10 protein-coding genes and 1 tRNA gene are annotated in these 11,944 nt (G+C 65.5%); 3 read left to right on the top strand and 8 right to left on the bottom strand.

The window, feature by feature from the left end; translation table 11 throughout:
* Positions 1-23: 23 nt before the first annotated feature.
* The 5 genes from EJO69_RS09715 to EJO69_RS09695 all read right to left on the bottom strand — a co-directional run bounded on the left by EJO69_RS09715 (position 24) and on the right by EJO69_RS09695 (position 6,394).
* Positions 24-689 carry a GntR family transcriptional regulator gene (locus EJO69_RS09715; protein ID WP_126041386.1) on the bottom strand — a complete coding sequence of 222 codons (666 nt, stop codon included), beginning with the start codon at positions 687-689 and terminating at the stop codon, positions 24-26.
* Between the two features lie 86 nt (positions 690-775).
* Positions 776-2,188, bottom strand: coding sequence for an MFS transporter (locus EJO69_RS09710; RefSeq protein ID WP_126041384.1), 1,413 nt, complete (start codon positions 2,186-2,188; stop codon positions 776-778).
* Entirely contained in the window at positions 2,188-3,258 is a 1,071-nt protein-coding gene (gene hpaD / locus EJO69_RS09705) for a 3,4-dihydroxyphenylacetate 2,3-dioxygenase (protein WP_126041383.1), read from the bottom strand. Before hpaD ends, EJO69_RS09710 begins: the two co-directional genes overlap by 1 nt.
* 110 nt (positions 3,259-3,368) lie before the next feature.
* On the bottom strand, positions 3,369-4,901 hold the full coding sequence (locus EJO69_RS09700) for an aldehyde dehydrogenase (RefSeq protein ID WP_126041381.1): 1,533 nt from the start codon (positions 4,899-4,901) through the stop codon (positions 3,369-3,371).
* Between the two features lie 44 nt (positions 4,902-4,945).
* Positions 4,946-6,394 (bottom strand): fumarylacetoacetate hydrolase family protein, encoded by a 1,449-nt coding sequence (locus tag EJO69_RS09695; protein ID WP_211331416.1) that lies wholly within the window; start codon positions 6,392-6,394, stop codon positions 4,946-4,948.
* Between the two features lie 253 nt (positions 6,395-6,647).
* Here EJO69_RS09695 and EJO69_RS09690 point away from each other — a divergent pair, with 253 nt between their 5' ends.
* Complete coding sequence (locus EJO69_RS09690) at positions 6,648-8,120, top strand: NAD-dependent succinate-semialdehyde dehydrogenase (RefSeq protein ID WP_211331415.1); 1,473 nt, start codon at positions 6,648-6,650, stop codon at positions 8,118-8,120.
* Positions 8,121-8,263: 143 nt separating this feature from the next.
* Positions 8,264-9,013, top strand: coding sequence for an HAD family hydrolase (locus EJO69_RS09685; RefSeq protein WP_245993857.1), 750 nt, complete (start codon positions 8,264-8,266; stop codon positions 9,011-9,013).
* Positions 9,014-9,078: 65 nt separating this feature from the next.
* On the opposite strand, the gene EJO69_RS12375 is transcribed toward EJO69_RS09685, so the two are convergent.
* On the bottom strand, positions 9,079-9,222 hold the full coding sequence (locus EJO69_RS12375; RefSeq protein ID WP_164519938.1) for a hypothetical protein: 144 nt from the start codon (positions 9,220-9,222) through the stop codon (positions 9,079-9,081).
* Between the two features lie 427 nt (positions 9,223-9,649).
* On the opposite strand from EJO69_RS12375, the gene EJO69_RS09680 reads away from it, so the two are divergent.
* Positions 9,650-10,756, top strand: coding sequence for an IS1249 family transposase (locus EJO69_RS09680; protein ID WP_126039482.1), 1,107 nt, complete (start codon positions 9,650-9,652; stop codon positions 10,754-10,756).
* A gap of 115 nt (positions 10,757-10,871) precedes the next feature.
* On the opposite strand, the gene EJO69_RS09675 is transcribed toward EJO69_RS09680, so the two are convergent.
* A tRNA-Arg gene (locus EJO69_RS09675) sits at positions 10,872-10,943 on the bottom strand.
* A gap of 26 nt (positions 10,944-10,969) precedes the next feature.
* On the bottom strand, positions 10,970-11,902 hold the full coding sequence (locus EJO69_RS09670; protein WP_126041377.1) for a universal stress protein: 933 nt from the start codon (positions 11,900-11,902) through the stop codon (positions 10,970-10,972).
* Positions 11,903-11,944: the final 42 nt, after the last annotated feature.

Raw genomic sequence — 11,944 nt, 5'->3', positions numbered from 1 at the left:
CGAGTGGCGGCAATGCCGCCGGACTAGACGTCGTCGGTCAGAAGCGCTTCGCGCATCGAATCCAGCTTGTGGTTCCTCGCGTACAACTCGATCTCGCCCGAGTCCGCGCCGATGCGGATGAGGTGGAGAAGATGATCGTGCTGCTCGACCGAGAGTCGAGACCTCTCGGAGGTGAACCTGAAGGACGTCCTGCGGATCCGGTTGACCCGCTCGGCCTCGGTTGTCATCAGTGAATGCATGCGCTCATTGGGGCATCTGAGGCAGAGGACTCGATGGAAGTGTCCATTGAGCCTTCGATACACATTGGAGTCGAAGCTGGGTGCCTGCGTCATGAGCGTCATCTCCCGGTTGTAGGCCTCCGCCTCTTCCAGGTCGGCCTCCGTCAGGTGCGGCGCCGACAGTGCGGTGACCGACCCTTCGAGGACAGCGAGGACGCTCATCGACTCCGCGTAGCTCGAGGCATCCACGCGGGACACCTGTGCGCCAACATTGTGTGTGTATTCCACGAGCCCCTCGGACTCCAGCCAGCGAATCGCCTCGCGCACTGGAACAGTCGACACTCCGAACTCCACCGCGAGGGAGGAGAGCACCAGGCGGTACCCCGGGCTGTAGTACCCGTCGATGATGCGGGTGCGCAGCCTGTGGTAGACCTGATCGGATTTCGATGCCGATACTGCCGTTCTGGGCATGCCGTCACTTTCATAGGGACCGAGTTCTGCTGAGGGACAGACCGCAGGGCCTGCCCCTCAGTCTAGAACACGGTGGTGGGTGGGGATCAGAAGCCTGCGCCACGCTCGAACGTGACGGGGATTGCGTCCGTCTCCGCGGCGATCTTCTCGATTATCTGGTTGAGCTCGCCGTCGGCCTCGCTCGTGAGCGGGCGGCCCGTCATGTCCTTCATCGTGATCGTCGCGATGAGGGCGATGACGGTGACGGCGAAGATGTAGGCGGCGACCGCCATCGATGTGCCGAAGTTCGCCTGGAGGGCGGTGGCGATGAGCGGGGCAAAGGCGCCGCCGAGGATCGCGCCGATCGCATTGGCCAGGCCTGCGCCCGAGTAGCGGATCTTCGCGGGGAACGCCTCGGCGAACGTCGCGGCCTGCTGGCCGTAGGTGAAGCCGAGCGGGAACGAGAGGACGATGAGGGCGAGCCCGATGAGGAGGTAGCTCTCGGTGTCGATGAGCATGAAAAGCGGGAACACCCACAGCAGCTGTGAGCCGAAGCCGATGAGGTAGGTCGTCTTGCGGGTGATCCTGTCGGACGCCCAGGCCGCGAGCAGCGTGGTCCCGATCCAGGAGGCGGAGGTGAGGGAGATGAGGGTCAGTATCGTCTCCCGCTCCAGCCCCAGATCGTTGACCGTATAGGACAGGACGTAGCCACCCGCGATCATGTACCCGGCGACGCCGTTGCCCATGAAGATGAGGGCCATGCGGACGAGCGGCCGCCACGAGGTGCGGAACATCTCGACGATGGGCAGTCGCACCTGCTCCTCGTTCTGGGCGATCTCCTCCATGACCGGCGACTCGGACACGCCGAGGCGGATGACGGTGCCGATGACGATGAGAACGATCGAGAAGAGGAAGGGGATGCGCCAGCCCCACGAGAGGAACTGAGCCTCGGTCGTCAGGCTGTCGACCGCCCAGAGGGCGACCGTGGCCATGAGCATGCCGAGCGGCACGCCGATCTGCGGGAAACCGCCGAACAGGCCGCGCTTCTTCGCGGGCGCATGCTCGACCGCCATGAGGGCGGCGCCGCCCCACTCACCGCCGGCCGCGAAGCCCTGGGCGATGCGGAGGACGAGGAGGAGTGCGGGCGCCCAGAATCCGATCTGCGCATACGTCGGCAGCAGGCCGATGAGGAAGGTGGCGGCGCCCATGAGTATGAGGGTCGCAACGAGCATGGACTTGCGGCCGATCTTGTCGCCGTAGTGTCCCGCCACCGCCGCACCGAGCGGCCGGAAGAAGAACGAGATGCCGACGGTGGCGAACGAGACGAGTCGTCCTGCCAGTTCGCCCGAGCTCGCGACGAAGGGATCGAAGAAGAGCGGGGCGAGAACGATTGCCGCAGCATTGGCGTAGATGAAGAAGTCGTACCACTCCACCGCCGTTCCTACGAGCGTGCCGACAGCGACCCTGCGGTCCTCCGGCTTTCTCTCATTGAGAATGATCTCGGGCTTCACCTGTGTCATCAGACCTGCTCACCCAACTTGAATCCGGCGACGGCGTCACCCTTGCGGGTGTACGAGAATCCGTCGGCTCCAATGGTGACGTCGATCTCCTTCGCCTCCGTGCGCTCCTGGAGGGGCTGAAGGTTCCCGTCCAGGTCGAGGACCCGCGAGGCATCGGTGTACCAGGACGGCACGACGGGGTTGCCCCACCAGTCGCGGCGCTGGTTGTCGTGAACATCCCACGTGACGGTCGGGTTGTCCGGATCACCCGTGTAGTAGTCCTGCGTGTAGATCTCGACGCGATGCCCGTCCGGGTCACGCAGGTAGAGGTAGAAGGCGTTCGAGACACCATGGCGGCCGGGGCCGCGCTCGATCTTGTCCGACTGACGGAGCGCGCCGAGCTTGTCGCAGATGTAGAGAATGTTGTGCTTCTCGTGGGTCGCGAACGCCACGTGGTGCATGGCCGGGCCGCTGCCGCCGGTCAGCGCCGTGTCGTGGACGGTGGACTTACGGGCGAACCACGCCGCGTACGTCACATCGTTCTCGTCGGCGATCTGCTCGGTCTTGCGGAATCCGAGGTCCGCCAGGTAGTCCGCGCCGAAGGGCACGTCGGGGTAGACCTGGTTGAAGTGGTCGAGCCTGACGAGGGCGCCGGCGCCCTGAAGCTCGTACGCCCAGGCGAGACGCTCGACGTGGTCGACCTCGTAGAAGAACTCGTAGGGGAAGCCGAGCGGGTCGACGACGCGGAGGGCGTTGCGGATGCCCTTCGTGAAATCGCCGCGGCGGGTCTCGCACCCGAGGGCCTGGTAGTAGGCCTCGGCCCTGTCGACATCCTCGGGGCTGCGCACCCGGTACGAGAACGCGGCCACCGCGGCTTCGTCGCCCCTGCGGAGGACAAGATTGTGGTGGATGAACTCCTCGAAGGACCGCAGGTAGATCGCGTCCTCGTCCTCTTCGGTGACGACGAGCCCGAGGATATCGACGTAGAACTCGCGTGACTTCGCGAGATCGGTGACGACCAGCTCCATGTAGGCGCAGCGGAGAATATCCGGCGCGGGAACGTCAGGGCTGGTGAATGTCTTCTTCGACATGTCAGTCTCCTTATTCTTTGCCTGTCTGAGACAAGTATGGGGTGAAGTGCGGCGGGGCGGTCCCGCCGCGGTCGGGCCGACGGCCGATTCGGCCGTCGGGCGGATGGACATCAGGCGCTGGGGCCGCCGAGGCCGAGATCGTTCTCGGAATAGCCGGAGGCACCGAAGCGGGTCGTGTGCACGTCACCGAGGGTGACGTGGATGGACTGCTGGATGGAGTAGAAATCGAGCGAGCGGTACCCGCCCTCGTGGCCGAGGCCGGAACCCTTGACACCGCCGAACGGGGTGCGCAGGTCGCGGACATTGTGGGAGTTGATCCAGACCATGCCGGACTCGATCGCACCGGCGACGTTGTGCGCACGGGCGATGTCATTGGTCCACACGTAGGCGGCGAGACCATACTCGACGTCGTTCGCGAGTTGGATCGCCTCCTCCTCCGTGTCGAAGGGGGTGATGGCGACGACCGGGCCGAAGATCTCCTCCTGGAAGATCCGCGCCTCGGGGGCGACATCGGCGAACACCGTCGGCTCGACATAGTTGCCCTCGGGCAGGTGCCCCGGGCGGCCGCCGCCGGCGATGAGGCGGGCCTCGCTCTTGCCGATCTCGATGTAGCTCGTCACCTTCTCGTAGTGCTCGGGGTGGACAAGCGCGGCGAGCTCGGTCATCGGATCGGACGGCGGGCCGACAACGATGCGGTTCGCGCGCTCGGCGTAGGCCTCGAGGAACCGCTCATAGATCGGGCGCTGGACGAGGATGCGGGAGGACGCGGTGCAGCGCTCCCCGTTGAGGGAGAAGACGCCGAACAGGGTCGAGTCGAGGGCCTTCTCGAAGTCGGCATCCTCGAAGATGATGGCGGGCGACTTGCCGCCCAACTCGAGCGACAGGTGCTTCATGTGCTCGGCGCCGTTCGCGTAGACGATCTTGCCTGTCGCGAGCGAGCCCGTGAAGGAGATGAGGTTCGTGTCCGGGTGCTTGACGAGGGCATCACCCGCCGTCGCTCCATCGCCGTAGACGATATTGAAGACGCCCTCGGGCACTCCGGCCCGCTCCATGATCCCCACCCAGAGGTTGGCGGAGACGGGCGTGAACTCGGCGGGCTTGAGCACGGCCGTGCATCCCGAGGCCAGCGCCGGCGCGAGCTTCCACGACTCCTGCATGAACGGGGTGTTCCACGGGGTGATAAGACCCGCGACGCCGAGGGGCTTGCGGTTGACGTAGTTGATCTGCCGCCCCGGCATCTTGAACGCGCCGTCGACCTGGGCGACGATGAGGTCCGCGAAGAAGCGGAAATTCTCGGCCGCCCGATTCGCCTGGCCCTTGGCCTGGCGGATCGGCAGGCCCGAGTCGTAGGACTCGATGGCGGCGAGCTCGTCGTTGATCTTCGAGACCTCGTCGGCGATCCGGTTGAGGATCGTCGCCCGCTCCCGGGGCAGCATGTGGGGCCACGGGCCCTCGTCGAACGCCTTCTTCGCGGCCGCGACGGCGCGGTCGACATCCTCGGCGCCGCCGGCGGCGGCGGTGATGTAGTTCTGGTTCGTCGTCGGCTCGAGGACGTCGAACTCCTCCCCGGACACGGAATCGTGGAGCGCACCGCCGTAGTAGTGCTGGATCCGCTCGGGAAGTCCTGCAGGCCTGTCAGCCATTGTCTCTCCTTCTCGACGGCACTCGCCGTCACGTTGAACTGAGGTCAGCGGGCCGAGGCCCACTCCTCGAAGCGCGCACGCCATGCGGCGTTCATCGGGTAGAGACCCTCGACCGGATGGCCGTCGGCCACCATGAGGGCGATGAACTCCTCCTCGGCCTCCTGCTGCTCCGATGCGGCAAGAATCTCGAGGACCATATGTGGGGGAATGACGAGGGCGCCATCATCGTCACCGACGATGACATCGCCGGGTTGGACGGTCACCCCTCCACACGTGATCGTGTCATCGACGCTCCACGGGATGTGGACGCGGCCGAGTACGGAGGGGTGGGCGGCCTGCGCGAAGACCGGCAGATCGACGTCGCCGACCGGGCCCCAGTCCCGAACTGCCCCATCGGTGATGATGCCGGCTGCGCCGCGCACCTTTGCCCGCAGGGCGAGGATGTCGCCGAGGGTGCCGGCGAACTCGAAGGAGCGGGCCTCCATGACAAGGACCTCGCCTTCGTTGACCGTGTCGACGGCCCGCTTCTGCGCGTTGTATCCACCGCCGTGGGCTCTGAAGAGGTCGGGGCGGTGGGCCACGTAGCGGAGCGTGCGCGCCCGGCCGACGAGCGTCGTGCCCGGCTTCATCGGGTGGACGCCGTCGATGGAGACGTTGGGGTAGCCCTTCTGCCTCATCTGCGACGACAGCGTCGCCACCGCGACCTTCGACAGACGCTCACGCAGTTCCGGCGTCAGCTCGAAAGACTCGAGGCCGGCCGCCTCGCGGCTGCCCCAGGCGTCGATGCGCTGGCGATCGTCGGCCTTCGGCGCGGAGCCGATGTCGGCGAGCGGCGGGCCGGCGACAACCGTCGTCGTCAGCTCGCCGGAGGTGATGGAGGGATCGGTCTCGGATGTGAGCTCGATTGTGACGCTCTGGCCCGGTGCGAGAACCGAGGATCCCGCCGGAGTGCCGGTGAGGATGACATCGCCGGGCTCGAGGGTCATGAAGCGCGACAGGTCGGCGATGAAGTGGGCGAAGCTGAAGAGGAGGGTGCTGGACGAATCGTCCTGGACGACCTCACCGTCGACGGAGGCCCTGATCCGCAGCGCGGAGGGATCAACGGTCGCAGCGTCGATGAGGCGCGGCCCGATCGGCGTCATGCCGTCGCCTGACTTCGAGCGCACGTTCGAGCCCTTGTCCGCCGCGCGGAAGTCGAGCAGGCCCATGTCATTCGCGGCGGTGACCCACCCGACGTGGCTCCACGCGTCCTCCTCCGAGATGTTCCGGCCGGCGGTGCCGATGACGAGGGCGATCTCGGCCTCGAACACGAGCAGCTCGGTGCCCTCGGGGCGGACGACCTCCCCCGGGCCGGCCAGCGACGACGGCGCCTTGAAGAAGTACGAGGCCTCCGCCGGGATCCGCCCGCGCTGCTCCGCCCGGGAGGGGTACGCCAGGTGAACGGCGATGACCTTCCCCACGGGATGGCCGAGCGTGTCCGAGATGGTGTTCAACGCCTGCTCCTTTGCAAGTCATCCAGGTCGCCGGTTCAGTGAATATCTCCGAAACCTGGTTGGTCGTATCTTGTTTCGTATACGATCTGAGATATGATCATGATCTGCCATCGCATGGTTGTCAATTGAAAATGTGAAACTGCTCCCGCGAGCTTTCTCTGGCTACGGCGCACGAACGTGCAGCGTTCCCTTGGCCCGGTGGGATCAGCTGATGATGAGGGTGCAGCCCTCCCGCTTCGAAGGAGAAGTGACCATGTCCAGAATCGACGAGCTTCTGACCTCTATCCCCACCGACCTCTACATCAACGGCGAATTCCGGCCCTCCCGCTCCGGCGAGCGCTTCGATGTCTACAATCCGGCCACCGGCGAGGTCCTCACGACCGTCGCCAGCGCGGCACCGGAGGATGCCGCCGAGGCGCTTGATCTCGCGGTCGCCGCCCAGGAGGCCTGGGCCGCCACGCCACCGCGGACCCGCTCCGACATCCTCTACCGCGCCTTCGACCTCGCGACGACGACGTACCGCGAGGATCTCGCCCTCCTCATGACGCTGGAGATGGGCAAGCCCCTCGACCAGGCCGACGGCGAGGTCACCTACGGGGCGTCGTTCCTCCGCTGGTTCGCCGAGGAGGCGACGAGGATCCGGGGCGACTACTTCCGCATCCCCGAGGGGCACCTCCAGGCGATCGTCGTCCGCCGTCCCGTCGGGCCCTGCCTCTTCATCACACCCTGGAACTTCCCGCTGGCCATGGCCACCCGCAAGGCCGGCCCCGCGTTCGCCGCGGGCAACGTCGCCATCCTCAAGCCGTCGAAGGAGACCCCGCTGACCTCGCTGTTCTTTGCGAAGATCATGCACGAGGCGGGCCTGCCCGCCGGGGTCCTCGCCGTCATCCCCTCGAAGTCCTCCCGGACGATCACCGGCCCCCTCATTGCCGACCCGCGGCTGCGCAAGCTCTCGTTCACCGGCTCGACCGCCGTGGGCAAGGCCCTCCTCAAGGAGGCCTCCGCCAACGTTCTGCGCACCTCGATGGAGCTCGGCGGCAATGCCCCCTTCATCGTCTTCGAGGATGCCGACATCGACCGGGCCGTCGAGGCCGCGGTCGCGACGAAGCTGCGGAACATGGGCGAGGCGTGCAACGCCGCCGACCATTTCTTCGTCCACGATGACGTGTACGACGAGTTCACGGAGAAGTTCACGACGGCCCTCGCCTCCCAGAGGGTGGGCGATGGGACGGAGGACGGCGTCGACGTCGGCCCGCTCGTCTCCCAGCATCAGCTCGATGACGTGAGCGGCCTCGTCGACCGCGCCGTCCAGGCCGGTGCCCAGATCACGACCGGCGGCCGGAGGATCGGCGAGGAGGGCTTCTTCTTCGAGCCCACCGTCATCACCGATATCGCCCACGATGCCGAGATCATGACGACCGAGATCTTCGGACCGGTCGCCCCCGTCGTCCGGTTCTCCGACGAGAAGGACCTCGTGCGCATCATCAACGCCGATTCAGTGGGTCTGGCCGGCTACTTCCATACGAACAGCCTGCCGAGGATCCTGCGGCTCGCCGAGAAGCTCGAGATCGGCATGCTCGGCGTCAACAGCGCCACCATCTCCAATACGGCCGCACCGTTCGGTGGGATGAAGCAGTCCGGCATGGGCCGCGAGGGCGGCAAGGAGGGCATCGAGGAGTACCTCGAGACCGTCTACGTCGGCATGCCCGCACCCGACCTCATGTGAGTGTCAGAAGACTCCATGTGAGAGTCGGGAGACCTCACGTGAGTTCCTGAGGGCCGCTGACCATCGCCACAATCCCGCTTCCGCCTCGCCCGTGCAGATCCGCCTAGACTGGGGTCGGCACCGGCGAGGCGGAAGGGCACGTGATGAGGCCAGATGGCGTGATACTCGACTTCGGCGGCGTCATCGCCCTCTCCCGGAAGAACGCGGGCTGGCAGCAGCGTGTGGCGGAGGAGATCCTCGCCCTCCTGGGGGATGCACCCCTCCCCCTCGACCGGATCGCCGATGATCTCGACGCGGCCGACACAGCGTATTCACTCTGGCGGGATGCGATGTCGCGGCCCGCGGAACCGGTCGAGCTCAGCCACGAATCGTACGTCCGCGACTTCATCGCCGCCGACTGGCCACCGGCGTCACGGAATCGTCTCGTCGGCCACGAGTCCGCGATCTGCCGGGCGATCTCCCGCACCCAGGTCACCCGTACCGTGCGCCCCGGGATCACACGACTGCTCGACTGGTGCGGCGAGCGCAGCCTGCCCGTGGCAATCGCCTCCAATGCTCTGAGCGGTTCCGTCCACCGCGAGGCTCTCGACGACTTCGGCTTCAGCCGCCACATCACAGCCCAGGTCTATTCCGATGAGGCGGGGGTCCGCAAGCCCAACCCCGCCCTCATCCACGCGGCCGCCGCCGGCCTCGGGCTCTCGGCAAGCCGCTGCTGGTACGTCGGTGACAGAATCGACCGTGACGTCCTCTGCAGCCGACGGGCCGGCGTCGCCGCCGTCATCCTCACCCCCGTCCCGCACGCTCCCCCGCGCCCCTTCCACGTACCTGTCGAACCAGACCACACCCTCGCCAAACCGGGCGCTCTCGTCGACATCCTCCGCCCCCTCTTCTGAAAAATCCCGCGTCCTGAGAACGGAGAATCCCCCGATCGGATGATCGGGGGATTCTTCTCAGTCGACTACCGTCGTGATCGTCCGATGAGCGACAGGACGAGGGACACGACGAGGAGGATGATTCCCAGCCAGATGAGGAACTGAGCTGCTTCGACAAAGACGCCGAACAGCACCATGACGATACCGATGACGATGAGTGCTAACCACATGATTCTCTCCTTGGGTGCGGTTGTCGCGATGCGACGGTCCAATGCCGAAGAGGGGAACTCCGACGGGTGGCTGCGTCACTGGCTGTAACGGCCTGATCGTTCTAGTGTGCTGTCGACGGTACTCGATCGCGACCGGAGAACAGTGGATTTCTCCCCTCATAGCGAGATTTCGGCGCGAATCCGCCACTTCCGCCAGGGTTCTCCCAGAGAACATCATGGCTGACAACAGGTTCTGCCCGAAATTCCGCCATTCAAGGCCGCCTGGGGGGGAAAGGTCCCAGGACTGCAGAGGTCCGGCCATGGGCATCGCAGGAGTGCTCGGGCGACCCCCGCGAGCTATAGGTCAGAAAGTGTGTCTCTGATCCTGGTTTATCGTTGAGGGCATGGGAGAAGGTCTGACATTTAATACTTCTGGAGTATTAAATCCATGCCTTCTCCCACCTACCGGCGTACGTGTGATATCTGCTCTGCTTCACTGAAGAAGAATGGCTACACCACAGCAGGTGCCCAACGGTTCCGATGCACTCGCTGCGGCAGCTCCACCACCCTGACCAAGCCGGCCCTGACCGACCGGCACGTGCTGCGCTGGTTCGTGTCCTGGCTCCTCGATAGCTTCGACCCGGCAACAGTCGGGATCTCACCGCGCACGTTCCGGCGCAAGATCGCACACCTATGGCAGATCCAGCCGCGCCCAATCCTCACCGGAGAAGTCCATGACGTCCTCATTCTCGACGGGACATGGATCGGGAACATGGTCTGCCTCATCGCCTCCAGCCCCACCCATGTCGTCGCCTGGCACTGGGCCACTCAAGAGAACGCCCACTCCTGGCAGGTACTGATGGATACCCTGCCCCCACCACGCATCGTCGTCATTGACGGCGGCTCCGGCATCGCCAAAGCCCTGCGCGCCAGCTGGCCCACCACACACATCCAACGCTGCCTGTTCCACGTCTTCCTCAACGTCAAACGACAGACCACGTTCCGGCCCGTGTTCGGGCCCTCCAAAGACGCCCTGTCTCTGACCAGAGCCCTCATGCAAGTCACCACCCGCGACGAAGCCATCGCCTGGCAGAAAGAACTCGCCCGCGTCCACGCCCACCACAAGCCCACGCTCAACGAAAGAACCATCAGCCGGGACAGATACGGCCACCCCACAACGGACTACACCCACCTGCGATCACGGCGAGCATTCGCAGTGCTGACCACACGGGCACGGGCCGGTGACCTGTTCACCCACCTCAACCCAGAGCTCCACGCAGTGACCGGCACAATACCGCGCACCACAAACCGGCTCGAGGGCGGAATCAACTCACCCCTCAAGGCGCTGATCGCCACACATCGAGGAATGCCACCAGCTCACCAACGCGCCCTGACCGACTGGTACCTGTACTACCGCACCGAAGCCCCCGAGGACCCCGCCACAACAGCCGCTCGCTACCACGACCACCACGCCCACATCCGCGCCGACGCGGCACACCAACAGAACCAGCCCCGCCAATACGACACCGCCCTGGACTGGACAGAACTACGCTAGACACGCCCAACCCAGACACACTTTTTGGCCTATAACTCACCCCCGCGGCCGCACTCACCTCGGGAACGACAGCGGCCCGGCCGAGCGTCATGCTCGGGCCGGGCCACATGGGCAGTGCCCTCGATTGGATTCGAACCAACGACCTATCGCTTAGGAGGCGATTGCTCTTCCGCTGAGCTACAAGGGCAACGCCCTACATTCTAGCGAATGAACTCATTCGGGCCTATTCCACGGGACGTCCGTCACGCTCGGCGGCGTGGGAGGAATGTCATCCCCGGGCTTGATCCGCTTCGGGACGACCATGACCGGGCAGGTCGAATGGTGGAGGATCGCCTGCGAGGTCGAACCGAGGAGGAGACCCGCGAAACCGCCCCGGCCGCGGGTGCCGATGACGAGCATGTCGACAGCGGTCGAGAACTCTGCCATCAGGGCCGCGGGGTTGCCCTCGAGGGCATGGGTGCGAACATCGATATCGAAGCCGCGCGTGGCCTCCTCGACAACAACCTCGAGGCCGGAGCGCACATCATCCAGCACGTCGACCGAGTACCCCGCCCCCGGCATCCACGCGATCGAGCCCATGTTGACCGCAGCGACCGCGGTGAGCTTCGCCTGCCAGCGCTCGGCCTCCCAGATGGCGCGCTCGAGCGCGATGTTCGCCGCCTCGGATCCATCGACGCCGACGACGATGTGGCGGATCGGCAGGCAGGAGCCTGCCGACTGTTCGGTGACGACAACTGTCGGGCAATAGGCGTGTGCGGGAACCGCGCTGGAGACCGTGCCGAGCAGCCTATCCGCGAAGGACCCTCGGCCCCTGGAGCCGACGACGACCGTCGCGACCTTCTTGGACAGCTCGACGAGGACCGCGGCCGGGTCGCCCGTCTCCAACGAGGACGACGTCTCCACGCCAGCGCCCTCCGCACGCTTGACGGCGATGTCGAGGAACTCGTCCGCCGCTTCGAACAGCCTCGAGTCGATTGAGGACCCTGCGCCCTCGAATGTGTGGGCCGTGTACGTCGGCAGCTCATAGGACGTGACGATGTGGAGCCGCGCCTGCCTCCGCTTTGCCTGTTCGATCGCCCACGTGAGGGCGATATCTGATCTTTCTGAACCATCGATACCTACGGCGACAACGTTGTCATGCGTCATGACGGCCTCCTTCTCAGGTCTTGTCCTCACTTTACCGCTGGA

This window comes from Flaviflexus salsibiostraticola, from assembly GCF_003952265.1.
In the GTDB taxonomy this organism is placed as follows: domain Bacteria; phylum Actinomycetota; class Actinomycetes; order Actinomycetales; family Actinomycetaceae; genus Flaviflexus; species Flaviflexus salsibiostraticola.
Note: the sequence above shows the minus strand (reverse complement) of the source record. Positions and strands in the feature narration are given on the sequence as shown.

Excerpts from the sequence above, each read along its gene's own strand:
- EJO69_RS12375 (WP_164519938.1), bottom strand. The coding sequence starts at position 9,222 with ATGTGGTTAGCACTCATCGTCATCGGTATCGTCATGGTGCTGTTCGGC.
- EJO69_RS09710 (WP_126041384.1), bottom strand. The coding sequence starts at position 2,188 with ATGACACAGGTGAAGCCCGAGATCATTCTCAATGAGAGAAAGCCGGAG.
- EJO69_RS09700 (WP_126041381.1), bottom strand. The coding sequence starts at position 4,901 with ATGGCTGACAGGCCTGCAGGACTTCCCGAGCGGATCCAGCACTACTAC.
- EJO69_RS09690 (WP_211331415.1), top strand. The coding sequence starts at position 6,648 with ATGTCCAGAATCGACGAGCTTCTGACCTCTATCCCCACCGACCTCTAC.
- hpaD (WP_126041383.1), bottom strand. The coding sequence starts at position 3,258 with ATGTCGAAGAAGACATTCACCAGCCCTGACGTTCCCGCGCCGGATATT.
- EJO69_RS09680 (WP_126039482.1), top strand. The coding sequence starts at position 9,650 with ATGCCTTCTCCCACCTACCGGCGTACGTGTGATATCTGCTCTGCTTCA.
- EJO69_RS09715 (WP_126041386.1), bottom strand. The coding sequence starts at position 689 with ATGCCCAGAACGGCAGTATCGGCATCGAAATCCGATCAGGTCTACCAC.
- EJO69_RS09670 (WP_126041377.1), bottom strand. The coding sequence starts at position 11,902 with ATGACGCATGACAACGTTGTCGCCGTAGGTATCGATGGTTCAGAAAGA.
- EJO69_RS09685 (WP_245993857.1), top strand. The coding sequence starts at position 8,264 with ATGAGGCCAGATGGCGTGATACTCGACTTCGGCGGCGTCATCGCCCTC.